General features: G+C 74.5%; 22 protein-coding genes. 9 read left to right on the forward strand and 13 right to left on the reverse strand.

Annotation, left to right across the window (positions count from 1 at the left end; genetic code table 11):
* Positions 1-233: 233 nt before the first annotated feature.
* Positions 234-1,265, reverse strand: coding sequence for a sulfotransferase (locus ACW69E_RS03930; protein WP_457496758.1), 1,032 nt, complete (start codon positions 1,263-1,265; stop codon positions 234-236).
* A gap of 146 nt (positions 1,266-1,411) precedes the next feature.
* Here ACW69E_RS03930 and ACW69E_RS03935 point away from each other — a divergent pair, with 146 nt between their 5' ends.
* Entirely contained in the window at positions 1,412-1,948 is a 537-nt protein-coding gene (locus ACW69E_RS03935) for a hypothetical protein (RefSeq protein WP_457496759.1), read from the forward strand.
* Between the two features lie 43 nt (positions 1,949-1,991).
* On the opposite strand, the gene ACW69E_RS03940 is transcribed toward ACW69E_RS03935, so the two are convergent.
* A complete protein-coding gene (locus ACW69E_RS03940) occupies positions 1,992-2,216 on the reverse strand; it encodes a hypothetical protein (RefSeq protein ID WP_457496760.1) in 225 nt (74 codons plus the stop codon).
* Between the two features lie 101 nt (positions 2,217-2,317).
* Between ACW69E_RS03940 and ACW69E_RS03945 the strand changes: the two genes are divergently transcribed.
* On the forward strand, positions 2,318-2,536 hold the full coding sequence (locus ACW69E_RS03945) for a hypothetical protein (RefSeq protein WP_457496761.1): 219 nt from the start codon (positions 2,318-2,320) through the stop codon (positions 2,534-2,536).
* A 48-nt stretch (positions 2,537-2,584) separates the two neighbouring features.
* Here ACW69E_RS03945 and ACW69E_RS03950 read toward each other — a convergent pair whose 3' ends face one another.
* On the reverse strand, positions 2,585-2,827 hold the full coding sequence (locus ACW69E_RS03950) for a hypothetical protein (RefSeq protein ID WP_457496762.1): 243 nt from the start codon (positions 2,825-2,827) through the stop codon (positions 2,585-2,587).
* Positions 2,828-3,308: 481 nt separating this feature from the next.
* Here ACW69E_RS03950 and ACW69E_RS03955 point away from each other — a divergent pair, with 481 nt between their 5' ends.
* On the forward strand, positions 3,309-3,863 hold the full coding sequence (locus ACW69E_RS03955) for an NADPH-dependent FMN reductase (RefSeq protein ID WP_457496763.1): 555 nt from the start codon (positions 3,309-3,311) through the stop codon (positions 3,861-3,863).
* An 82-nt stretch (positions 3,864-3,945) separates the two neighbouring features.
* On the opposite strand, the gene ACW69E_RS03960 is transcribed toward ACW69E_RS03955, so the two are convergent.
* Positions 3,946-4,365: an ankyrin repeat domain-containing protein gene (locus ACW69E_RS03960; RefSeq protein WP_457496764.1), complete on the reverse strand. Its 420-nt coding sequence runs from the start codon at positions 4,363-4,365 to the stop codon at positions 3,946-3,948.
* 167 nt (positions 4,366-4,532) lie between these two features.
* Between ACW69E_RS03960 and ACW69E_RS03965 the strand changes: the two genes are divergently transcribed.
* Entirely contained in the window at positions 4,533-5,774 is a 1,242-nt protein-coding gene (locus ACW69E_RS03965; protein ID WP_457496765.1) for a sensor histidine kinase, read from the forward strand.
* A 61-nt stretch (positions 5,775-5,835) separates the two neighbouring features.
* On the opposite strand, the gene ACW69E_RS03970 is transcribed toward ACW69E_RS03965, so the two are convergent.
* Entirely contained in the window at positions 5,836-7,101 is a 1,266-nt protein-coding gene (locus ACW69E_RS03970; protein ID WP_457496766.1) for a PP2C family protein-serine/threonine phosphatase, read from the reverse strand.
* A 370-nt stretch (positions 7,102-7,471) separates the two neighbouring features.
* Here ACW69E_RS03970 and ACW69E_RS03975 point away from each other — a divergent pair, with 370 nt between their 5' ends.
* From ACW69E_RS03975 to ACW69E_RS03990, 4 genes are all read left to right on the forward strand, one after another.
* On the forward strand, positions 7,472-8,161 hold the full coding sequence (locus ACW69E_RS03975; protein ID WP_457496767.1) for a response regulator: 690 nt from the start codon (positions 7,472-7,474) through the stop codon (positions 8,159-8,161).
* Between the two features lie 169 nt (positions 8,162-8,330).
* Positions 8,331-9,740: a cytochrome ubiquinol oxidase subunit I gene (locus tag ACW69E_RS03980; protein ID WP_457496768.1), complete on the forward strand. Its 1,410-nt coding sequence runs from the start codon at positions 8,331-8,333 to the stop codon at positions 9,738-9,740.
* Positions 9,741-9,806: 66 nt separating this feature from the next.
* Complete coding sequence (locus ACW69E_RS03985; protein WP_457496769.1) at positions 9,807-10,583, forward strand: cytochrome d ubiquinol oxidase subunit II; 777 nt, start codon at positions 9,807-9,809, stop codon at positions 10,581-10,583.
* 29 nt (positions 10,584-10,612) lie between these two features.
* Positions 10,613-10,855 (forward strand): DUF5957 family protein, encoded by a 243-nt coding sequence (locus ACW69E_RS03990; RefSeq protein ID WP_457496770.1) that lies wholly within the window; start codon positions 10,613-10,615, stop codon positions 10,853-10,855.
* Positions 10,856-11,056: 201 nt separating this feature from the next.
* Here ACW69E_RS03990 and ACW69E_RS03995 read toward each other — a convergent pair whose 3' ends face one another.
* From ACW69E_RS03995 to ACW69E_RS04005, 3 genes are read right to left on the reverse strand one after another with little or no spacing between them, the layout of a single operon-like run.
* Positions 11,057-12,316 carry a GNAT family N-acetyltransferase gene (locus tag ACW69E_RS03995; RefSeq protein WP_457496771.1) on the reverse strand — a complete coding sequence of 420 codons (1,260 nt, stop codon included), beginning with the start codon at positions 12,314-12,316 and terminating at the stop codon, positions 11,057-11,059.
* A gap of 25 nt (positions 12,317-12,341) precedes the next feature.
* Positions 12,342-13,367 carry an asparaginase gene (locus ACW69E_RS04000; RefSeq protein ID WP_457496772.1) on the reverse strand — a complete coding sequence of 342 codons (1,026 nt, stop codon included), beginning with the start codon at positions 13,365-13,367 and terminating at the stop codon, positions 12,342-12,344.
* 43 nt (positions 13,368-13,410) lie between these two features.
* Positions 13,411-14,088 (reverse strand): RsiG family protein, encoded by a 678-nt coding sequence (locus ACW69E_RS04005; RefSeq protein WP_457496773.1) that lies wholly within the window; start codon positions 14,086-14,088, stop codon positions 13,411-13,413.
* Positions 14,089-14,278: 190 nt separating this feature from the next.
* Between ACW69E_RS04005 and dtd the strand changes: the two genes are divergently transcribed.
* Positions 14,279-14,704, forward strand: a complete 426-nt coding sequence (gene dtd, locus ACW69E_RS04010; protein ID WP_457496774.1) for a D-aminoacyl-tRNA deacylase — start codon at positions 14,279-14,281, stop codon at positions 14,702-14,704.
* 156 nt (positions 14,705-14,860) lie between these two features.
* Here the strand turns inward: dtd and ACW69E_RS04015 are convergent, their stop codons facing one another.
* The 5 genes from ACW69E_RS04015 to ACW69E_RS04035 form a co-directional block, all read right to left on the reverse strand.
* The gene (locus ACW69E_RS04015) at positions 14,861-15,844 is read right to left on the reverse strand and encodes a carbohydrate ABC transporter permease (protein WP_457496775.1); all 984 of its coding nucleotides are present in this window, start codon (positions 15,842-15,844) and stop codon (positions 14,861-14,863) included.
* Entirely contained in the window at positions 15,841-17,253 is a 1,413-nt protein-coding gene (locus ACW69E_RS04020; RefSeq protein ID WP_457496776.1) for an ABC transporter permease subunit, read from the reverse strand. Before ACW69E_RS04020 ends, ACW69E_RS04015 begins: the two co-directional genes overlap by 4 nt.
* A gap of 14 nt (positions 17,254-17,267) precedes the next feature.
* Complete coding sequence (locus ACW69E_RS04025; RefSeq protein ID WP_457496777.1) at positions 17,268-18,608, reverse strand: ABC transporter substrate-binding protein; 1,341 nt, start codon at positions 18,606-18,608, stop codon at positions 17,268-17,270.
* A gap of 96 nt (positions 18,609-18,704) precedes the next feature.
* A complete protein-coding gene (locus ACW69E_RS04030; RefSeq protein WP_457496778.1) occupies positions 18,705-20,411 on the reverse strand; it encodes a glycoside hydrolase family 13 protein in 1,707 nt (568 codons plus the stop codon).
* A 232-nt stretch (positions 20,412-20,643) separates the two neighbouring features.
* Complete coding sequence (locus tag ACW69E_RS04035) at positions 20,644-21,942, reverse strand: ABC transporter substrate-binding protein (protein WP_457496779.1); 1,299 nt, start codon at positions 21,940-21,942, stop codon at positions 20,644-20,646.
* Positions 21,943-22,033 lie beyond the last annotated feature (91 nt).

The raw sequence follows: 22,033 nt of genomic DNA on the forward strand, positions 1-22,033 counted from the left end.
GCCGGCGGCGCCGCGCCGAGCGGTGCCGGTGCGCCGGTCGTTGCGGCGGCGGCTCAAGATGTACTCCCCCCGTGGTTCGGCGTGCGCGAACGTGCCGAACGCGCGGTCTGCGACTCGTGGGGGGCGGTCAAGATCACCGTAACACCGCCGTACGACAGGCCGGTGGTGGGACCACCGACCGCCGACGCTTCCCGGGACGAGCCCCCGGCGCACTCCGCGCCGCCCTTCTCGTGTCACACCGCGGCGAGCGCCCGCTCCCCCGGCTCGCAGGCCTCCCGCAGCGCCTCCAGCTCGTCCGGCGGCAGCCGCAGCGAGGCCCCCCGCCTGCCCGCGTCGAGCATCGACCGGCCCGCCGCCAGCCACTCCCCGTCGGGAGTCACGCCGGCGAACTCGGCCAGCCGCGACAGCTCCCGCTCCGGCGCGTCCAGCAGGTCCTCGTACGACAGGCTCGTCCGGGCCGCCTCCGGCACCCGGGCCAGATGTTCCAGGCACTCGGTCACCAGGCGCGACCACAGCTCCCCGAACCGGGCCACCGGCATCACCCGGTCGGACACCAGCCGGGGATCGAACGGGTCCTCCAGGAGACCCGCCAGGTCCGGAGGGAGCTCGCGGACGTGCTCGGGCGTCAGCTCGTCGCCGAGTTCCAGGTCCAGCAGCGCGTACATCTCCTCCAGCATCGAGATCATCCGGAAACCGGTGTGCCGGCTCATCGACAGCGCGCAGTCGGGGCCGTCGCGGTGGAGGTGGACGAACCCGGCCTCCGGGAAGCCCGCCCGCAGCCGGGGCACCCACCGCACCGAGAAACCCGATCGCTCCACCACCGCCCGCCGCCCGAACCGGACGCACAGCAGCCCGAACAGCTCCCGGTACTGCTCCTCGACCGGGCGGCGAGGCCAGGCGCGGACCTGCGGGGCGAGCTCGTCCAGCAGGTCGTCGGGGTCGTCGGTGAGGTGCGGCAGCACCATCAGGGACAGTCTGGGAATGCCGGTGGTGTCGGCCGAGAAGCGCCCGGGACGGCGCGGGTAGAGGAACTCGGGAATGGGCGCGCCGCTGCGGATCATCTTGTCGAACGTCGGGTTGGGCTCGGCCAGCAGACGCCAGAACTCCGCCCCCTCCAGGACCTCTTCGGGCATCCCCTCGGATCCGACCGAGGCCAGCAGCTCGTTGAGGCTGAGGACGTCCCGGTGCAGGTTCAGCACGCGCGACAGCGCGGTCGAACCGCTCCGCCCGGTGCCCACCACGAACGTCAGCGGCCGCGCGTCCATGTCCCCACCCCACTGCCCTCGGTCCCGTGCCCGGTCCGGCCACGGCTTCGGCGCCGACCGGTGATCTCCACCCCGCAGCGTACGGACCCGGCCGCGGCGCGCGGCAGGGCGACTTCCGGCCAGAACGGGCGTGGCAGGATCGCCGCATGGCCTACGTCAGCGCCACACGCCTCGTCGACGACCCCCGTTTCGGGACGGTCGGCGTGACGCTGTACCCCGGGGCGGGGAGTCTGCGGGTCGAGGGGGCGGGGATCCCCGCCGTCACCATTCGCCGCACCAAGGGGACGAGGAGGGACGGACGGGTACCCGTCGGTACCCGTCGCCGCCGCCGTCTCGCCATGACCGTCGACGGCGAACCCGCCGTCCTGTCCCCGGGGCCGGGCCGGGGGCCGCGCCGCTGGTACGGGGTGCGTGCCGTCCACCGGGGAGTCGACTACCGCCTGACGCCGTGCCGCCGCCCCCGCGGGCGGTCCCACCTCGCCCGGAACGACCGGCCCTTGGGCCACTTCCGCTCGGACGGCCGACCGGCTCCGGCCGAGTGGCGCGACGGCCCGGGGGCGGAGGCGGTGGACGCCGCCGTCGGGTACGCGCTGGCCGCCGCGTTCGGCAGATGGAAGCTCCCCTGGTGGGGCAGGTGGGGCGGAAGGCTGTGGGACCTCGTGGGCGAGTTCCTCCCGGGCTGACCCGGCCGCGGCGGGGATCTCGCGGCCCGTACGGCCGGAGCCGTCAGGCGGGCGGCGGCAGCGGCCGTCCCTCGACGGCCGCGCGGACGTGCTCCGGGGTGAGGGCTTCGCCGCCGTGCTCGGCGGTGAAGGCCGTGATGCGGCCCAGCGGCGAGTCCGGGTGCGGGGGTTCCTCGCTGATCACAGTGCCTGTGACGATCTCGGCGAAGCGCATGCCGACGGTCACGGGGTCCTGTGCCAGGGGGTCTTCCTGCCGGTGCGTACTCATGTCCGGATGCTAGGTCCGGCCTGTGACAGCGAAGCGGCGGCGGCCCGCGCGGGCCGCCCGTCCACTCGCCGGGGAGGGCGGGCGGATGGGAGGGTGTGGTCATGACGGAGAGAAACGGGAAGAACGGCGGGAGCGGGCCGGGGAACGGCGATGTCGCGGTGGGCATCTCCGTCGGGACGGCGATCGGGGTCGCCCTCGGCCTGACGGTGTTCGACAACATCGCCCTCGGGATCGGTGTGGGCATGGCGTTCGGCGTCGCCCTCGGGTCGGCCCGGCGCAGCCGCCGGGAGCCTCCCGGCGGCTCCCGGGGCGAGCGCTGAGCGGTTCCTCCGCGCCGGGCGGTTCCTACACGGTGACGGCGGGTCCGGTCACGGCAGGGCGCGGCGGCTGCGTGCGTTGGCGGCGGCGAGACGGGCGCTGAGCTGCTCGTGCGCGGTGAGCGGCCGGACGTCGTCCGGCCTCGCGTCCCACTCCCGTCCGCCGCCGAGCGGGCGCAGCCACACCCGTCCGGGGCGGACGTCCATCACGTCGCCGACCCGCCCGTCCCGCAGGTCCCGCGCCACCGAACCGACCATGATCGCGGGTGCTCCCTCCCGCCCGTCCACGCTCACCACGCCTCCCGCGCCCGCGGCGCCGCCACGGTCCTCCCGGGCGGATCGTCCGGCGGCACGGCCGGCCCGGAGTCCGGTGCGGGTGAGGTGCGTACGGGTGCCGGCGTATGCCGGCACCTCCCGCCGTTCAGGTCCGCAAGGGCCTCCGAGGCCGCCGGGAAGTACTGAGTTCGGGATTCCATCGCGCTCCGTGATCCTTCGATGCCCTCCGACGGGCGACTATCACTTTCCGTATCCAGATAGTCGCTGCCTGACGCCGGTGCCGGTGGATTTTTCACCGTGGTCCCACAAGCGCGTCGGGAAGAAGAACGGATGGTGACGGCGGTGTGCGGCGGAGTGGACGCGTACGGCCGCCCGGGTGTGTGGCACCGGACGCGAAGCCCTTGTCCGGGCGCGTACTTGACCTCAAGTCGGCTTGAATTTCTAGGTTCTCGGTCGTGGCCTCGCGGCGAGGCCGCGGCCGAGTGGACGGGAGAACGCGATGAACGCGACGGCACGGCAGGACCAGTACCGGCTGGCAGTGATCCTCGGAAGCGTGCGCGAGGGGCGCTTCGTGACCACGGTGGGGGAGTGGTTCGCACGGCAGGCCGGGCGGCGCGAGGACGTGAAGCTCGACGTGATCGACCTGGCGCGGCCCGACGGGGACGCGAGGACGTTCGGCGAGCGGATCGACGCCGCCGACGCCGTCGTGGTCGTGGTGCCCGAGTACAACCACAGCTTCCCCGGCGAACTGAAGGCGGCGATCGACTCCCTGAAGCCCCAGTGGCGCGCCAAACCGGTCGGGTTCGTCTCCTACGGCGGGCGGGGCGGGGGGCTGCGGGCGGTGGAGCAGCTGCGGCTGGTCTTCGCAGAGCTGCACGCGGCCACGATCCGGGAGACCGTCAGCTTCCACGACGCCTGGCGGGAGTTCGGGCCGGACGGCGAGCCGCGCCGGGCGGGTGAGGCGGCCGGGGCCGCGAACGCCCTGCTGGACCAGCTCGCCTGGTGGGCGCTGGCCCTGCGGCGGGCGCGGGAGGAAGTGCCGTACCCGGTGTGAGGGGGCGGGAGAACGTGCGGAACGGCCGGCCGGGACGGACGTCCCGGCCGGCCGTTCCGCGCCGCGCCTCACTCCGCGCGGCTCACTCCGCGCCGAGCAGCTCCAGCAGCTCGTGGCGGCCGAACATCCGCGCCGTGTCGATGGCCGAGGGGTTGCCCGCCGCCGGATCGGCCCCGGCCTCCAGCAGCAGCCGCACCATCTCCTCCTGGTCCTTGAAGACCGCGCCCCCGATGGGCGTCTGGCCGCGGTCGTTGACCCGGTTGGGGTCGGCGCCGCGCTCCAGCAGGGCCCGCACGGTGGGGGTGCGGCCGTAGTAGGCGGCGAGCATCAGGATCGAGTCGCCCTTGTCGTTGGTCAGGTTGGCCGGTACGCCCGCGTCCACGTACGCCGCGAGGGTGTCCGTGTCACCCTCCCGGGCGAGGTCGAAGACCTTGGCCGCGAGCTGGAGCACCTCCGGGTCGTGCGCGGGCTGGGAGGTCTCGGGGGTCGGGGCGTCGGACATCGGGTGCCTCCTCGTCGTACCGTCTCGCCGCCTCGGCGGCCGATCGTGTTCAGACTACGTATGCCCGCTTTCCGGCCGGTGCCGCCGCGCTCCCGCCGGCCGCGGAGTCCTCCGGACCGGCCCGCGGTCCCCGCGTTCCGCGCGGGCCCGTGCATACGCTTCGTCCCATGCCGCCGATCGTGACGTCCTTCCCCCGCCGCCCCGCCCGCCTCCTGGCGGCGGTGGTCGTGGCGGTCCTGGTGGGGCTCAACGCGTACCGGATGACCGTCGTCCCCCAGCCGTGGCCGAGGATGGCCCTGGACTGGGCGCTGATCGCGGCCTGCTGCGGGGCCCTGTACTGGCGCCGGCGCCGGCCGGTGCCGGTGGCGCTGGCCGTCCTGCTGTGCGCGGCGGTGTACTACCCGGTCAACCCGTACGACAGCCCGCTGCCGGTGATCGCCTTCGCCGTCGCGCTCTACACCGTCGCGGCCGAGGGGCGTCTGACGGCGGCCGTGGCGCTGGCGGTACCGGCCATGCTGGCCGTCGGCTACGGCGAACTGGCGCCCGGGCCGGACGGCGGACGCCATGTGGACGACGCCGCGATGGTGCTCCTCACCGGCTGGCTGTTCGGGGTGATCGCCGCCGGGCACGCCCAGCGCAACCGGCAGGCGTATCTGCGGGAGGTGGAGCAGCGGGCGGTCGCGGCGGAGCGGGAGAAGGAGGTGCGGGCGCGGCAGTCCGCGGTGGAGGAGCGGCTGCGCATCGCCCGCGAGCTGCACGACGTGATCGGCCACAGCCTGTCGCTGATCAATGTGCAGTCCGGGGCCGCGCTGCACCGGCACACCAGGCGGCCCGGGGACACGGAGGGGCTGGTGGCCGCGCTGGAGGCGGTGCGGGCCGGCAGCCGCGACGCCCTGCGCGAACTGCGGGCCACGCTCGGAGTGCTGCGGCAGGCGGACGAGGAGGCGGCGCCCACCGCGCCCGCGGCCGGACTGGAGGGCGTGGGCACCCTGGTGGAGCGGGCGCGCGGGGCCGGGCTGGACGCGCGTCTGGTGACCGAGGGACGGCCGGGGCGGCCGGTGCCGCCGCAGGTGGGGCTGGCCGCGTACCGGATCGTGCAGGAGTCCCTGACGAACACGGTCCGCCACTCGGGGGCGCGGCGGGCGGTCGTCACCGTCCGCCACGAGGAGGACGCCGTGCGGGTGCTGGTCGAGGACGACGGGCACGGGGCGCCGCGGGAGGCGGGAGTCGAAGGCGCCGGCGGGCCGGGAGGGGGCGCCCCGGGCAGCGGCGTCGCCGGGATGGCGGAGCGGGCGCGGGCGCTGGGCGGCACGCTGACCGCCGGGAACGTGCGCGGGGAGGACGGTACGGGAGGCGTCCGGGGCTACCGGGTGGAGGCCCGGCTGCCGCTGGGGGAGCCCGCCCGGTGACGTCGGCCGCCACCGCCGCTCGTCACCGTCCGCGCCGCCTGCCACCGGCCCCGCCGCGGCACTAGAGCTTGATGACGACCAGGGCCGCGTCGTCGGCGGTGCCCTGGTTCATGCCGAGGTCCTCCAGGAGGTTGTCGGCGATCTCCTCCGGGCCCAGGTCGCGGTGCCGGGCCAGGCTCTCCGACAGCCGCTTCAGCCCGACGTCGATGGACTCCTCGCGGCGCTCGACCAGCCCGTCGGTGTAGAGGACGAGGGTCGAGCCCGGCACGTAGGTGGTGATCGCCTGCGGCCGGTGCGAGGGCCTGCTCCGGGCGGCCAGGGGCACGTCGGTGGCCTGGTCCAGCAGCTCGGTGTACCCGTCGGGGTGGCACACCATGGGCGGCAGGTGGCCGGCGCTGCTGTAGGTGAGCGTGTGGGTGTGGGTGTCGATGTCGAGCTTGACGGCGGTGGTGGCCAGCGCGCCGTCGAGGGAGCGCGCGTACAGGTCCAGGCCGTACAGCGCCTGCGCGGGGCCGTCGGCGACCCGCATGGCGGCGCTGAGGGCACTGCGCAGCTGCCCCATCACGCTGGCGGCCTCCAGGCCCCGGCCGACGACGTCGCCCACGGCCACGGCGAAGCGGTCCTCGCTGAGGTTGATCATGTCGTACCAGTCGCCGCACACGTTCAGCGAGCCCTGGGCGGGCCGGTAGCGCACGGCCGCGTTGCGGCGCTCCAGCGGCATGTGCGTCGGCAGCATGGCCTTCTGCAGGGTGAGGGCCACCTCGTGCTCGCGTGCGTGCGCCTGCCGCAGCCGCTCGTTGTGCTCGTACAGCTCCCGCGCGCGGGCGTACAGCTCGGCCTCGGCGATCTTCCCGCCGACCGCCCGCAGGCTGTCACCGGTGCCGGTCAGGCTGGTGGGGTGGGCGAGGCTGTCGCGCACGTACGCCGTGGCGTCCTCGACGCGGTTGATGATCAGCCGCACCGAACCGTCCTCGTCGAGGACGGGGGTGTTGACCGGGCTCCAGTACCGCTCCTCGTACCCGCCCTCGGCGCCGGGGCGGGGGATGTCGTACCGCTGGAGGACCATGGTGTCCGGCTTGCCCGTCTCCAGCACGCGCCGGAACGAGGCCAGCAGGTTCCCGGGGCCGTCGGCGTTCGGGTCTTCCGGGTTGGCGGGGAAGACGTCGAACAGATGGCGGCCGATCAGCTCGCCGTGGGAACGCCCGGTGATCTCCAGATAGGCCTGGTTGGCCTCCACGAAGACGAAGTCCCGGTCCAGTACCGACAGGGGTGTGGGGACTGCGTCGAACAGGGCGGCGTAGTCGACGTCGCCGCTCACCTCGCTCATGGCCCCTCCCCTCTGCGCGGTGCCGGCCGGTGCCGGAGACCTCTCCGTCATGGTGACACGCACCCTCTGTCCGTCTCGAACACTACCGCGCGGCTCGCGGGGGCAGCAGCCCGCGAACGGAACGCCGGTACCGCCTCACGGCCGGGCGCACCGCGGACGGGCGGGCGGCCCGCTCGGGGTGGAGAGGGCCGATTCGGCCGTTGAGCACATCTTTTGTGCAATTGTGCACCGCCTGGGCGGGTGTGTGCCGCTCCGGACCGGCGAGCCACGACCGTACCCGATCTTGGGAGGCCGTGTGGCGGGTTCCACAGCCTCTCCACACCCCGTGAGGGGGCGGCCGGGCGGCGGCCGGGCGGCATAGGCTCATGCCATGGCCGCAGAGCACGACGGGCGACGGGTGCGTGTCATCCTCGCCGACGACCAGACCCTGGTGCGGGCGGGCTTCCGCTCCATCCTCGGCGACGAGGACGACATCGAGGTCGTCGGCGAGGCCGGGGACGGGCTGCGGGCCGTGGAGCTGACGCGCGCGCTGCGGCCCGACGTGGTGCTGATGGACATCCGGATGCCCGAGCTGGACGGGCTGGAGGCCGCCCGGCGCATCGCCGCCGACGAACGGCTCCCGGACACCCGGGTGGTCATCCTGACCACCTTCGATGTGGACGACTACGTGTACGGGGCGCTGCGCGCGGGCGCCTCCGGCTTCCTGCTCAAGGACACCGAGCCGATGGAGCTGCTGCACGCGGTGCGGGTCGTGGCGCGCGGCGACGCGCTGATCGCTCCGGCGGTGACCCGCCGCCTGATCGCGCAGTTCGCCGGACGGGCGCGGCAGCCCGACCCCTCGCCCCGGCTCAGGGCGCTCACCGGGCGGGAGCGCGAGGTCATGACCCTGGTGGGCGAGGGCCTGTCCAACGACGAGATCGCCCGCCGCCTGGTGCTCAGCCCGGCCACCGCCAAGACGCACGTCAGCCGGATCATGACCAAGCTCGGCGTACGCGACCGGGCGCAGCTGGTGATCCTGGCGTACGAGTCGGGGATGGTCACGCCGGGCTGGCTGGAGTAGGGCGGGCCGGGGGCCGGGAGGGCCGGGGGAGCGGGTCCCCCTAGGGGGAGCGCGCCCGCGGGCGCAACCCGGGTGGTACGTCCGCCTGCCCGGCCGCGACCGGCGCCGTACCCCAGGTGTCCGCCACGGGCCGATGTGCCGGGGCACACCGTCCGCCGACGGTGGTGGGGTGGACGGAACCGGAGCACTCGACCTCGCGCGGTGGCAGTTCGCCCTCACCGCCGCCGCGCACTTCCTGTTCGTCTCGCTGACGCTGGGCCTGGCCACCGTGGTGACCGCCGTCCAGACCTGGGCGGTGCTGCGGCGCGGAAGCGGACGCGGGAACGGACGCGGGGAGGGGGACGGCGGGCGGGGCGCGGCCGTGCGCGAGCGCATGGTGCGCTTCTGGGGGCAGCTCTACGTCGTCAACTACGCGGTCGGGATCGTCACCGGCATCGTCATGGAGTTCCAGTTCGGGCTGGCCTGGAGCGGGCTCGGACACTACGCGGGCGATGTCCTGGGCGCCTCGCTGGCGATGGAGACGATCGTCGCGTTCTTCGTCGAGTCCACCTTCCTGGGGCTGTGGATCTTCGGCTGGAACCGCTTCGGGCCCCGGCTGCACTGCGCCCTGCTGTGGGTGGTCACCGGGACCGCCTACCTGTCGGCCTACTGGATCCTGGTCGCCAACGGCTTCCTCAACCACCCCGTGGGGTACGTCAGGACGGCGCACGGCATCGAACTGGCCGACGCCCCCGCCGTACTGGCCAACCCCAGCACACTGCTCGCCTTCGGCCACATCGCGGGCGGGGCGCTGCTGACGGCGGCGTTCTTCGTCGCCGGGATCAGCGCGTACCACCTGCGCCGGCGCGGCGGGCACGGGCTGTCCGGGGCCGACACCGAGCTGTTCCGCAGGTCGCTGCGGATCGGGGTCTTCCTCGCGCCGCCCGCGCTGCTGTGGACGGCGGCGTCCGGCGGCCTCCAGCTCTCCGCGATCGCCGGCCACCAGCCGATGAAGAGCGCGGTGTGGCGGGCGGAGACGGCCGAGATCGCACGGCTCCAGGCGGAGCTGACCGAACGCTTCGGCCCGGGTGACTACATCCCCTCCCAGGGGCTGGTGCGCGGCGCCGCGCTGCTGATGCTCGGCGCGTTCGCGCTGATGCTGTACGCCTCGGCCGGCTCGGCGCTGCTGGCCTGCTTCCGCCGGGCCGTACTCCGCTTCCGGACCTGGCACCTGCTGCTGATGGCGCTGGTGCCGCTGCCGTACGCGGCGATGACGGCGGGCTGGGTCTTCCGGGAGGCCGGCCGGCAGCCGTGGGTGGTGTACGGGCTGCTGCGGACCGAGGACGCGCTCTCGGACGTGTCTGCCGGTGCGATGCGGGTCTCGCTGGCCGTCTTCACCACGCTCTTCGCACTGCTGCTGGCCGTCAACTGGTGGCTGCTGCTGCGCACCGCCCGCCGGGGCCCCGGCGCCGTCACGCTCGGGGAGATCGGGGAGCCGGGGGAGCCCTCGGGGACCGGAGGTTCCGGAGAGGACGGGCGGGCGCCGGGAGGCGGCGGGCCGCCCGCCGACCGCGACCCCGGCCCCATGCCCGCCTACTGAGAACCGACAGCCGACAGCCGACAGCCCTGTCCGGAACCGTACGGGTGACGGAGAACGGAGACCGCCGTGGAGACCCTCGCCGCCGCCCTGCTGGGGCTGTTCACCGTCGGCTACCTGGTGCTCGGCGGCGCCGACCTCGGCGTCGGCATGCTCCTGCACCACCTGGGACGCGACGAGGACGAGCGGCGTACCGTCCTGGCCGCCATCGCCCCCTTCTTCCTGGCCAACGAGGTGTGGCTGATCGCCGCCGCCGGGGTGTTCGTCGGCTGCTTCCCGGCGCTGGAGGGGGAGGTGTTCAGCGGCCAGTTCGCCGTCCTCGTCCCCCTGCTGACCGGATGGGTCGTACGCGACGCGGGCCTGTGGTGGCGCGGACGAGCCCCGTGGCGCGCCTGGCGGGCGCTGTGCGACGGCATGGTCGCGGGCGGGAGCTGGACGGCGGCCCTCGCCTGGGGATGGCTGCTGGCCGGGCTGCTCAACGGCGCCCCGGACGCACCGGCCGCGGGCCCGGCGGCCGTCCTCACCTCGCTGGGCGTGGCGGCGCTGTTCGCCGTCCACGGGTCGGCCTTCGCCGCGCTGCGGCTGACCGGCGGCCCGCGCCACCGAGCCCGGCTGCCCTCGGGCCGCGCCGGGGAGCGGTCCACCTTCGCCCTGACCGCCATGGCCATGGCCGTGCCGCCGCTCGCCGCGGGCGTACGGCTGCCCCTGGCCGACTCGGCGGCCGGCGGCACGGTGCTCGGGCTGCTGGTGCCGGCGGTGCTGGTGGTGACGCCGCTGCCGGCGGCCGCCCAGGTGTGGCTGTGGATGGCCTTCCGGGGCCGGGTCACCGGCCCCTCGTACCTGTAGACACTCCGATCCGAGAGAGCGAGAAGACCATGAAGTACGTGCTCGCGGTCCTCGCCGGCGCCTTCGCCGGCTTCCTCCTGGGCGAGCTGGTCGCCGTGGCGATCGGCCTGACCGCCGAGGCCGTCCTCGGCGCCTCGATGCCCCTCGCGCTCAAGCTGATGCCCTTGTACCTGGCGGTGGCCGGGGCCGTCGCGGGCCCGTACCTGCTGGGCCGGGAGGCCCGCCGGAGGCGGGAAGGGGGGCGGGAGGAACGGCCGGAGGAGAGCCGGTGACGCCGGCCCGCCCTCCCGCCGGGACGGAAGGCCCCCGCCCCCGCCGCGGGGCGTACCGCCGGTGCCGCAGCGGGGCCCGCGCGGGATCCGGCGCGGGGCCCGCGCGGCCCGGGTCACGGCGGTACGCCGTACCCCGGAACCGCGTCACAGGACCGGGGCACGGGACCGGGGCACGGGCTCGCGCCCGTGCCCCGCCGGGCGTCAGAAGACGTCCGGCGCCCAGGGCCTGCGGCCCGTGCGCAGCAGGGCGTCCGCCAGGGCCGCCGCGCCCGGGCGCTCCTCGTCGAGCTGCCCCAGCTCCCGCAGCCGCGAGGCGGACTCGTCCCCCAGGTACATCGAGCTCAGCGCGCCCACCCCCATCGAGAGGTCGGCCGGACGCGTGGTGGGCGCGCAGGTGGCTCCCTCGGGGGAGGCGTCCAGCAGGAAGCGCCCCCCGGCGATGCCCATCGGGTCCTCCAGCTCCAGCACCAGCGTGCCGGAGACCGGGTACGTACGGGCCCGGAGCAGCGCGGGGACGTCCAGCGGGCGCAGCCACAGGAAGTCCGCGTGGGATGTGATCCGGGCGGCGCGCGGGTTCGGCAGCAGCCGGGGGAGGAGGGAGTCGGGGGCGAGCCGGCGGCAGTGGACGGTGGCGACCCAGTCCATGGAGAGCAGGAAGTGCCACAGGGCCCGCTCGGCGGCCGCGTCGGCGGTGATCAGGTCGCGGACGCGGGCGTTCAGGCGCGGCGCCTCGTTCTCCCAGTGGTCGTCGGCGGTGTACGTCAGCAGCCCCCGCACATCCCCGGCGGCGTCGCGGTACACGGCGTGGAAGGCCGGGGCGAAGCCGCTGCCGGGCCAGTCGATCGCGCCGGTGTTCAGCTTCCACCAGCGCTCGGTGCGGTCCGTCATGCCCTGCCGGTCGGGCAGCGCGCACACCCGCTCGTGCAGCGCGGCGCCCAGGACGCGCGCCCGGGCGGGCTCCACCAGATCGATCCGGGCGCCCTCTTCCTGAGGGCGCGACCAGCGCGGGTCCAGCCCGGCGCGGGCGGCGTCCACGGTCCAGTCGGTCGACCAGGTGGCCGGGCCGTAGCCGTAGCGGCCGTAGATCGGGTACTCGGCGGAGTCCAGCGTGGAGCAGACGTCCCCGCGCTCGCGCCCGTCGGCCAGCGCGTCGCGCATCATCCGCGTCAGCAGCCCGCGGCGGCGGTGGGTGGGCAGGACGGAGACGTTGGTGACGGCCAGGGAGGCCACCGCCGCGCCGCCGGGGACGGTCAGCCGCTGCGGCAGCGTGCGGAAGGTGGCGACGCAGCGGCCGTCCTCGAACGCCCCTTGCGTACGGTCGAGTTCGATCGCGCCGCGCCGTGCGGCCAGCTCCTCGGCGGTGAGTTCCGCGGAGTGCAGGAAACCGGCGCGCAGCGCGCGCAGCCAGCCCGGGTACTCGTCCTCGGTGATGGTGCGGATGTCAGGGGCGTTCGGGTCCATGGGGGTTACGTTAGGACCGCCGGTCTCAGAACGTCGCGCGGATTTCCCCCACCCGACGTCCCCCGCCCAGCAGCGGGGAGTCGCCGATCTCCGCCAGTGCCGGGGACTCCACGCCCATCCGCGCCAGTGTCCGGGCCAGGACCGGGCCGAGGGCCCGCAGCCCGCCGTCGTCGATCTTGATCGCCAGCGCGCGGCCGTCGGGCAGGGCCACCGCCTGGACGGCCTCGGCGCCCACCTTCGCCAGTGCGCCCGGCACTCCGCGCATCAGACGGGTGTCCTCACGCCGGGTGCCCGCCACGTACTCGGGGTGGGCCCGCATGGCGTCGGCGACCCGGCGCTCGGGGGTGCCCGGTTCGGCCAGCACGAAGGAGCGGAAGGCGCGGGCCAGGCCGGTGAGGGAGATCGCCATCAGCGGGGCGCCGCAGCCGTCGGTGCCGGTGTGCGCGACCGGCTCGCCCGCCGCCGCCTCGATCCGCTCGCGCACCAGCGCCTGGAGGGGGTGGCCGGGGTCGAGGTAGTCGGCGCCGGACCAGCCGTTCACCCGGCAGGCGGCGAGCATGGCGGTGTGCTTGCCCGAGCAGTTCATGGCGGTGCGGGAGGGACGTGAGCCCGCCGCCAGGAACCGGTCGGCCTCCTCCCGGTCCAGCGGCAGGTCGGGCGGGCAGCCCAGGTCGTCCTCGGTCAGCCCGTGCTCGGCGAGCATGGTACGCACCAGCTCCAGGTGGAAGGGCTCGCCGGAGTGGCTGGCGGCGGCCAGCGCCAGCCGCTCGCCCGACAGCTCCAGGCCGGCGCGCAGCACGGCCGCCGCCTGCATCGGCTTGTTGGACGAGCGGGGGTAGACCGGCGCGGCCACCTCGCCCAGCGACCACTCCACGCCGCCGTCCGGGCCGAGCACCACCACGGAACCGCGGTGGCTGCCCTCGGTGAACCCCGAGCGCACGACCTCGGCGAGGACCGGGAGCTGGGCGGAGGGCGCTCCGGCGAGCGGCCCGGGCCGCCCGCCGGGGGCGGGGGCGGGGGTGTTCGCGGGCGGGGTGGTGCTGGCGGACATGGGCGGCCTTCCCTGGGTGTAGGGGGGACGACCGCCCCCGGGGTCAGGGCAGCAGGTCGTCCACGTGTGCTTCGCCCTCACGGTACCTGCGCGCGATCTCGGCGCTGCACCCGTTCGCCGTCCGCTGGAGCGCCCGGCGGCGCAGGGAGATCCGGTGCTCGTGCTCGCCCAGCCGTGCCATGGCGGCGTGCAGCTCGGCGTCGGTGCGGGCGGCGAGGTCGGACAGCTCGACCTCGGCGAGCACCTCCTCGGCCAGCCGCCGGTACTCCTCGCTGCGCGGGGTGCGCAGCGTCACATGGCGGGCCGAGCGGGCCGGGCCCCGGCCGGGCGGGGGAGCCTCGGCGAGGATCTCCGCCAGCCGGTCGATCAGGGGCACGTCCGCGGCGCTGCGGCGGGCCAGTTCGGCGCGGAGGATGTCGACGCGTCCCTGGACCAGCCGCCGCACGTAGCTGAGGTCGGCCTCCTCCTGCTGCGCCTGGCGGCGCAGTTCGCGCAGCTGGGGCAGGCGCAGAGCGGTCAGCTCGGGAGGCCCGGCCTCGTGCGGGACCGCCGGGGGTGCCCCGCCCGCGCCGGCGCCGCCGGCGTCGGCGGGCGGTCCCGCCGGGGCGGTCCCCGCGGCGCCCGCCGGGGCGGCGGAGGTGGTCGTGGAGGTGGTCGTGGAGGCGGCCTCGCGGGCCGCCGGTACGGCTCCGGGCGTCCGCCCGGTCCCGGCAGTGCTCATCTTCTGTGTGCCCCTCATCCCCTTCGCCGTGGACCACAACGCGGTGCCACGGCCCGTCACGGATACGCCGCAGGCCACCGTGCGCACCGTGCTGCACGCATCGTGCCACCGCGGGCACCCTGCGTGCAGTCCGGGCCACCCGTCCGGCGGCGGTCGGCGGGCGCACGACGGGGGCGGCATGATGGTCGGCATGCGAGCTGTGGTGCAGAGGGTCGACGGCGCGAAGGTCGTCGTCGCGGGAGAGACCGTCGGCGAGATCACCGGGGAGGGGTTGTGCGTGCTGGTCGGGGTGACCCACGACGACACCCCCGACAAGGCCGACCGGCTCGCGCGCAAACTGTGGGGCCTGCGGATCCTTCAGGACGAGAGGTCCTGCTCGGACACCGGCGCCCCCCTGCTGGTCGTCAGCCAGTTCACCCTCTACGGAGACGCCCGCAAGGGGCGCCGCCCCACCTGGCAGGCCGCCGCCCCCGGCCCGGTGGCCGAGCCCCTGGTCGAGGAGGTGTGCGCCAGGCTGCGGGCGCTGGGCGCGCGGGTGGAGACGGGCCGTTTCGGGGCGAGGATGGAGGTCTCGCTCACCAACGACGGCCCGTTCACGGTGCTGCTGGAGGTCTGAGGGCCCGCCCCCGGAGGTCCGAGGGCCCGCCCCGCGGTCCGCACCGGTCCGTACGGTCCGCGGGGCGGGCCCCGGCCCCTGCCGCCCCCCGTGACGGCGGCAGGGACCGCTCACGGCCCCCCGCTCAGGCCCCCCGTCGCCCCCTGCCCCGCGCGGTCACTTCACCGATCCCGCCATGACGCCCTGCACGAAGTGCTTCTGGAAGGCGAAGAACACCACCAGCGGAACGGCCAGCGACAGGAAGGCGCCGGGCGCGAGGATCTCGATGTTGCTGCCGAACTGCCGCATCTCCGACTGGAGCGCGACGGTCAGCGGCTGCGAGTCGCTGTCGGCGAAGATCAGCGCCACCAGCATGTCGTTCCACACCCACAGGAACTGGAAGATGGCCAGGCTCGCGATCGCCGGCCTGCCCACCGGCAGCACGAGCCGCGTGAAGATCCGCCACTCCCCGCCGCCGTCCATCCGCGCGGCCTCCAGCATCTCCCGCGGGATCTCCGCGAAGTAGTTGCGCAGCAGGAAGACCGCGAACGGCAGCCCGTAGGCGACGTGGAAGAGGACCACGCCGGGGATCGTGCCGAACAGCCCGACCGCGCCCAGCATCTTCGCCACCGGCAGCAGACCGACCTGGACCGGCACCACCAGCAGTCCGACGACCACCAGGAAGATCCAGTCGCGGCCGGGGAACTCCAGCCAGGCGAAGGCGTATCCGGCCAGCGCGGCGACCACCACCACGGCGACGGTGGTGGGCACCGAGATCAGCACGGTGTTCCAGAACGCCTGGGTGATGCCGGAATCCGCCAGCAGGGCCGTGTAGTTGTCGGCCGACAGCTGGCCCGGCTCGGTCAGCGCCGTCCACCAGCCACTGGCGGAGTTGGCCTCCTCCGACCGCAGCGAGGACAGGAACAGCCCCAGCGCGGGGGTGATCCACACCAGTGCGGTGACGACGAGGAAGACCTGGACGGCGCCCCTGCCCAGCCAGGCGCCGATCCGCGCGCCGGCGGGCCGCCGCGCCCGTACCGCGTGCGGGGGGTGGTGCCCGGCCCCCGCGGCTGCCGCCGCAGCCGCGGGAGCCGGAGCCTGTGCGGCCGCTCCCTTCCCGGCAGGCTTCCCCACCGGGCCGTCGACGGTGCCGTGGGTCATGACTGGCTCCTGCGGAAGCGTCGGATGTTGAAGACCATGGCCGGGACCACCAGGAGAAGCAGCAGGACGCCGATGGCGCTGCCCAGCCCCTGGTTGTTGCCGCCGCCGAAGGAGACCAGCCACATCTGCATGGCCAGTACGTTGGCGTCCTGGAGCACCGGTCCCGGGGCGATGATGTAGACGAGGTCGAAGACCTTCATCACGTTGATCACCAGCGTCACGAAGACCACGGTCAGCACGGGCGCGAGCAGCGGCACGGTGATCCTGCGGAAGATCTGCCACTCGTTCGCGCCGTCCATCCGCGCGGCCTCCAGCACGTCCCGGGGCATCGCGGCCAGTCCGGCGCCGATCAGCACCATCGAGAAGCCGGTCCAGATCCACAGGTAGGCGCCGATGATCGCCGGGGTGACCAGGGCGGGGCCGAGCCAGGAGATCCCGCCGTAGGGCTCGGCGAAGTTGGACGCCGGCAGCCGCAGGGCGTACGAGCCGCCGTCCAGGCCGGTGATGCGGAACGAGCCGTCGGCGGCGGTGGTGGCCTCGCCCACCGCCTTCCCGTCGCGCACCGCCTGGACGGTCATGCCGGGCAGGCCGCGCTCGCCGGAGTCGATCCGGCCCGGCTCGCCGCCCCCGCCGGGGGTGAAGTCCAGGTAGACGGTCCCGGCGAGCGCGCCGTCCCCGGCGCCGGAGGATCCCTCGGGCACGGTGGCGGGCTCGGCGCCGGAGGGCACCTCCTTGGGGGGTACGCCGACGACGCCGAGCGAGACGGTGCGGCCGGGCGTCAGGTCCGCGGCGGTGCCGTAGGAGCCGTCCTGGCCCCTGGCCAGCGGGGTCTCGCCGGCGTCCTCCCTGCCCCGGGCGCCGGGGTAGGCGGGCCGGTCGGCGAAGACGTCGTGGACGCCGACGGCGACGGCGTTGAGGACGCCGCGGTCGGGGTCCTGCTCGTAGGTGATGCGGAAGATGATCCCGGCGGCGAGGAAGGAGATCGCCATCGGCATGAACATCAGCAGCTTGAACGCGGTCGCCCAGCGCACCTTCTCGGTGAGCACGGCCAGGATCAGGCCCAGGCCGGTCAGCAGGGCGGGTGCGACCACGACCCAGATCGCCGTGTTGCGCACCGCCTTGAGCGTGGTCGGGTCGCGGAACATCTCGACGTAGTTGTCCGCGCCGACGAACCGGGTGCCGGAGGCGTCGAAGAGGCTGCGGCCGACGGAGAACAGGATCGGGTAGGCGACCAGCGCGCCGAGCAGCAGCAGCGCGGGCAGCAGGAAGGCGGCGGCGACGAGCCTGCGGCGGCGCGCCGCGCGCCTGCGGGGGTCGTCGCCCCGGGCGGGCGCCCCCCGCGAGGGGGAGGCGCCGGCCGGGGTGCCGCCCGCTTGCGCGGGCGGCACGGCGGGTGCTTGGGCGGACATCGGTGCTTCTCGCCTCAGCTCTTCTTCCAGGCCTTGGCCGCGGCGGCCTCCAGCTTCTTCGCGGTGCCCTCGGGGTCGGAGGGGTCGCGCAGGAAGTCCTGGAGCAGCTTCCACTCGCCGGCGCCCTGGGTGCCGCCGAAGGCGGCCGGGGCCTGGTCGGACATGTCGAACCGCACGCCGTCGCCGGCCTCCACCAGGGACTGGGCGATCTGCCGGGTGGTCTCGTCCTGGTAGGCGTCCAGGTTCAGCGCCTCGTTGGGGGAGATGAAGCCGCCGGCCCCGGCCCACACCTCGGCGGCCTCCGGGGTGGCCAGGAACTCCACGAACCTCATCCCGGCGTCGGCGTTCTTCCCGTCCTTGAGGACGACCGCCGCGTCCCCGCCGCCGACCACCGGCGGCTCGCCGCCGTCCACGGCCGGGAACGGGAAGAACTTGGCCTCCTCACCGACCTTCTTGCCGAACTGCCCGCTGATCAGGCCCGCGACGAAGTCGCCCTCGTAGACCATGCCCGCCTTGGGGTCGTCGCCGAAGACCTTCTCGACGGACTCGGGGAAGTCCGTGCGCAGCGCGCCCGCGCCGCCGCCCTCCACCAGCTCCTTGTCGCCGAAGAGTTCGCCGAGGGTGGTCAGGGCCTTGACGACGGACGGATCGGTCCAGGGGATCTCGTGGGCGGCGAGCTTGTCGTACATCTCCGGGCCCGCCTGGGAGAGGTAGACGTTCTCGAACCAGTCGGTGAGCGGCCAGCCGGCCTCGCCCGCCACGGAGAAGGCGGCCACACCGGAGTCGGAGAGGGTCCGGCCGGCCTTCAGCATCCCGTCGTAGTCCTCGGGCGGGGTGATGCCGGCCTGCTCGAAGGCCTCGGGGCCGTACCAGACGGTCGACTTGTTGGACGCCTTGAAGTACAGGCCGTAGAAGATGTCGCCGACCGTGCCGTACTCCTTCCACACCGGGGCGAAGTAGTCGCGCGCGCGGTCGTCGGCCTTCTTCGACAGCGGCTTGAGCCAGCCCTTCTCGGCGAACTGCTCGAGCACGCCGACCTGCGGGACCATCACCACGTCCGGCGCGTTGCCGCCCTGGATCTTGGAGCCGACGACGGTGGAGACGTTGTCGCCGGTGGAGACGAACTTCATCTCGGCGCCGGTCTTCTCGGCGAAGGCGTCCATCACCTTCTGGAAGTTCTTCTGCTCCACACCGGTCCACACCCCGGCGACCGTGACCGTCTCGCCCTTCAGCTCCTGGCCGCCCTCGCCGCTCGCGGTGGTGGACTCGCCGCCGCAGGCGGAGGCGGTCAGGGCGAGTACGAGCGCCGTGGCCGTGGCGGTCGCGGTGCGTCTGGCGGTGCTGCCTGTGTTCATGGGTGTCCCTCTCGGGGTCGGCCGGCCCGGGGGCCGGAGGGTGGATGGTGTGGGGGAGTGCCGGTGGAGTCAGGCGGAGTCCGGGGTTCCGTCAGGTCAGCGGGGTGCGGGCGCGGGGTCGGCGACCCACCAGGCCGCGGTGGAGCCGGGGAGCGTCCCGTCCGGGCACTCGCCGCTGGCCAGCAGCGGGGTGCCGGGCACCGGGGCGGGCACGGGTGAGGTGCCGAAGTTGACCGCGCAGACCAGCCCGTCGCCGCGTTCGAAGGCCAGGACCTGCGGTGGCGCGTCCAGCCAGCGCAGCGTCCCCTCGCCGAGCTGGGGCAGATCGCGCCGCAGCTGGAGGCCGTCGCGGTACAGGTGCCAGAACGAGCGGGTGTCGGCCAGCGCCCGGTCGGTGGCGTGCTCGGCGAACCACTCGGGCTGCGGCAGCCACGGGCGGGCCTCCTCCGCGCCCGAGGTGAAGCCGAAGGGCGAGGCGTGGCCCGACCACGGCAGCGGCACGCGGCAGCCGTCGCGGATGCGGCTGCGGCTTCCGGTTCGGCGGAAGATGGGGTCGGTGAGCACCTCGTCGGGCAGGTCCACCACCTCGGGCAGGCCCAGCTCCTCGCCCTGGTAGACGTAGGCGGCGCCGGGCAGCGCCAGCATCAGCAGCGCGGCGGCGCGGGCGCGCGCGGAGCCCAGCCCGGGGTTGCCCGGCCCGCCGCCCTCGCCCGCGTAGCGGGTGACGGTCCTGACCTGGTCATGGTTGTTGAGCACCCAGGTGACGGTGGAGCCGGTGCCCGCGATGTCCCGCAGCGCCTCGTCGATGACCCCGCGGAAGGCGTCCGCGTCCCAGGGCGCGCCCAGCAGGTGGAAGAAGAACGCCTGGTGCAGCTCGTCGGGCCGTACGTACTCGGCGTGTTCGCGGGCGGTGGGCACCGACACCTCTCCCACCAGCAGCCGGTCGTGGCCGTCACGGTCGGCGTACTCGTCGCACAGCGCGCGCCAGCGGCGCCACACGCCGTGCACCTCGGGCTGGTTCCAGGCCAGCGGGTTGACCGAGTCGCGGGTGCGCTCGTCGGCCTCCGGGTCGGGGGAGTCGGGCAGTTCGGGGTGCTTGAACAGCCCGGCGGCGACGTCGACGCGGAAGCCGTCCACGCCCCGGTCCAGCCAGAACCGCAGCACCCGGTCGAAGTGCTCGGCGACGGCCGGGTCGCGCCAGTTGAGGTCGGGCTGCTCGGGCGTGAACAGGTGCAGGTACCACTGGCCCGGTTCGCCGCCGGGTTCGGTGACGCGGGACCAGGCCGGGCCGCCGAACATCGCCCGCCAGTTGTTGGGCGGCAGCTCGCCCCTCTCGCCGCGGCCGTCGGCGAAGTGGAACAGGGCGCGGTGCGGGCCGCCCGGCCCCTCGGCCAGCGCGGTGCGGAACCAGGGGTGCTCGCTGGAGCAGTGGTTGGGGACGATGTCGAGGACGACCTTCAGGCCCAGGCGGTGGGCGGCGGCCACGAGGCGGTCGAACTCCTCCAGATCGCCGTAGACCGGGTCCACGTCGAGGTAGTCGGCGACGTCGTAGCCGTGGTCGTGCTGCGGGGAGGGGTAGACGGGGCTGAGCCAGATGCCGTCCACGCCCAGTTTCCGCAGGTACGGCAGCCCGGCGCGGACGCCGGCCAGGTCGCCGATGCCGTCGCCGGTGCTGTCCAGGAAGCTGCGGACGTAGACCTGGTAGACCACCGCGTCCCGCCACCAGCTCCGGGACGTGCCGGGGGAGGAAGCGGGCGGCGCGGTGCGGGGCGAGACGCCGTGGTCGGTCGTGGCTGTGAGCATCCCTCGTGATCCCGTTCCTGCTCGCGGAGCACATGGTTGGTGAGCCGCTGTTCGCGGGCCGCTGTTATGCATGCATGTTATGTATGGGTGTCATCGAGGTGTCAACGAGCGGTCGAGAAGCCGCCCTTGTATGCCCTGGTATGTCTGGGCGGGGGATTCCGGGCAGGGCTCGCCTGTACTTAACAGGTAGGTACTGGATGGGTGGGGGGAGAGTGTGAAGCCCGCAGGCCGTTCAGCCTTCGCGGGAAGGCCCGGCGCCCTCGCGCGCGAGGGACCGCAGCTCGCGCGCCAGCCGCGCGACCGCCTGCCGCGGGGTCTGCCGCCCCGCCATCGCGTCGTGCACCACCGCCTGCACCACCAGGCTCACCTGGTCGTAGCGCGGGCTCTTGGGACGCGGCTCGGCCGCCAGCACGCTCTTGCGCAGGGCCGGCAGATGGGGAAAGGCGCGCACCAGCTCCGGATCGGAGTACAGCGACGCCCGCACCGGGGGCAGCGCCCCCTCGGTGAGCACCCGGCGCTGCACCTGCTCACCGGTCAGGTACGCGATCAGGTCGGCCGCCGTCTCCGGGTGCCGGGACAGGGAGCTGACCGCCAGGTTGGAGCCGCCCAGCACGCTGACGCCCGGACCGTCCGGACCGGGCAGCGGCACCGCCCCGAACCTCCCGGCCACCTTCGACCCCTCGCCGCCGGCCAGCGCGTACACATACGGCCAGTTGCGCAGGAAGAGCAGCCGCCCGTCCTGGAAGGCCTGCCGCGACTCCTCCTCCTTCCAGGTCAGCGACTCCTTGGGGATCCAGCCCTCGCGCACCCCGTCGGCCAGGAAACCCAGCCCCTCCACGGTCGCCTCGGAGTCGGCGGTCACCGTCGCGCCCTCGTCGCCCAGGAGCGAGCCGCCCGCCGAGCGCACCGCCTCGGTGGCGTTGGCCGTCAGCCCCTCGTACGGCAGGAACTGGCCCGCGTAGCCGTCCAGTCCGTGCCGGGGGGCGACGTCCCTCGCCAGCCGCTCCAGCTCGGCCCAGGTGCGCGGCGGCCGCTCGCCCTCCTTCGCCAGCACGTCCGTGCGGTAGTACAGCAGCCCGGCGTTGGTCACGTACGGCACCGCGTACAGCCGCCCGCCGAAGGTGGCGGTGTCCACCACCGGCGGCAGGAAGGCGTCCAGCGGGAAGCGGCCGGGATCCACCGGGGCGATCCAGCCCGCCGCCGCGAACTCCGAGGTCCAGGCCACGTCGATGTTGAGCACGTCGAAGCGGGAACTGCCCGAGCGTAGGCCGGTGACCATCTGGGCACGGGTCTCGTCGGCGGAGTCCGGCAGCTCCACCAGCGTGGCCTCCTCGCCCGGGTGCGCGCGGTTCCAGTCCTCCAGCACCGGGTCGAGGTAGTCGGTCAGATCGCCGGCGGTGACCAGGGTGACGGGGCCGCGCCCCCCGGCGTGCGCGACCGGCCCGGCGGCCGGCGAGCCCAGTCCGGCGTAGCCCGCCAGCACCACGGCGGCGGCCAGGAGCCCCCTCCCCGCGGCCCGCGTCCACCGCATAGGTCCCTCCCCAGCGCACCGGTCGTGCGCGGCCTCACCGTCGAGCACCGGACGCCCATATATACCCGTTGGGCATGGGCGATACTAGACG

The organism is Streptomyces sp. SS8, assembly GCF_054072955.1.

What these genes read in the sequence shown, in the direction of transcription:
- ACW69E_RS03995 (WP_457496771.1), bottom strand. Translation starts at nt 12,316, where the DNA reads ATGGACCCGAACGCCCCTGACATCCGCACCATCACCGAGGACGAGTAC.
- ACW69E_RS04035 (WP_457496779.1), bottom strand. Translation starts at nt 21,942, where the DNA reads ATGCGGTGGACGCGGGCCGCGGGGAGGGGGCTCCTGGCCGCCGCCGTG.
- ACW69E_RS03960 (WP_457496764.1), bottom strand. Translation starts at nt 4,365, where the DNA reads ATGTCCGACGCCCCGACCCCCGAGACCTCCCAGCCCGCGCACGACCCG.
- ACW69E_RS03930 (WP_457496758.1), bottom strand. Translation starts at nt 1,265, where the DNA reads ATGGACGCGCGGCCGCTGACGTTCGTGGTGGGCACCGGGCGGAGCGGT.
- ACW69E_RS04025 (WP_457496777.1), bottom strand. Translation starts at nt 18,608, where the DNA reads ATGAACACAGGCAGCACCGCCAGACGCACCGCGACCGCCACGGCCACG.
- dtd (WP_457496774.1), top strand. Translation starts at nt 14,279, where the DNA reads ATGCGAGCTGTGGTGCAGAGGGTCGACGGCGCGAAGGTCGTCGTCGCG.
- ACW69E_RS03940 (WP_457496760.1), bottom strand. Translation starts at nt 2,216, where the DNA reads ATGAGTACGCACCGGCAGGAAGACCCCCTGGCACAGGACCCCGTGACC.
- ACW69E_RS04020 (WP_457496776.1), bottom strand. Translation starts at nt 17,253, where the DNA reads ATGTCCGCCCAAGCACCCGCCGTGCCGCCCGCGCAAGCGGGCGGCACC.
- ACW69E_RS04005 (WP_457496773.1), bottom strand. Translation starts at nt 14,088, where the DNA reads ATGAGCACTGCCGGGACCGGGCGGACGCCCGGAGCCGTACCGGCGGCC.
- ACW69E_RS04015 (WP_457496775.1), bottom strand. Translation starts at nt 15,844, where the DNA reads ATGACCCACGGCACCGTCGACGGCCCGGTGGGGAAGCCTGCCGGGAAG.
- ACW69E_RS03990 (WP_457496770.1), top strand. Translation starts at nt 10,613, where the DNA reads ATGAAGTACGTGCTCGCGGTCCTCGCCGGCGCCTTCGCCGGCTTCCTC.
- ACW69E_RS03955 (WP_457496763.1), top strand. Translation starts at nt 3,309, where the DNA reads ATGAACGCGACGGCACGGCAGGACCAGTACCGGCTGGCAGTGATCCTC.
- ACW69E_RS03935 (WP_457496759.1), top strand. Translation starts at nt 1,412, where the DNA reads ATGGCCTACGTCAGCGCCACACGCCTCGTCGACGACCCCCGTTTCGGG.
- ACW69E_RS03945 (WP_457496761.1), top strand. Translation starts at nt 2,318, where the DNA reads ATGACGGAGAGAAACGGGAAGAACGGCGGGAGCGGGCCGGGGAACGGC.
- ACW69E_RS03965 (WP_457496765.1), top strand. Translation starts at nt 4,533, where the DNA reads ATGCCGCCGATCGTGACGTCCTTCCCCCGCCGCCCCGCCCGCCTCCTG.
- ACW69E_RS03975 (WP_457496767.1), top strand. Translation starts at nt 7,472, where the DNA reads ATGGCCGCAGAGCACGACGGGCGACGGGTGCGTGTCATCCTCGCCGAC.
- ACW69E_RS03970 (WP_457496766.1), bottom strand. Translation starts at nt 7,101, where the DNA reads ATGAGCGAGGTGAGCGGCGACGTCGACTACGCCGCCCTGTTCGACGCA.
- ACW69E_RS04000 (WP_457496772.1), bottom strand. Translation starts at nt 13,367, where the DNA reads ATGTCCGCCAGCACCACCCCGCCCGCGAACACCCCCGCCCCCGCCCCC.
- ACW69E_RS04030 (WP_457496778.1), bottom strand. Translation starts at nt 20,411, where the DNA reads ATGCTCACAGCCACGACCGACCACGGCGTCTCGCCCCGCACCGCGCCG.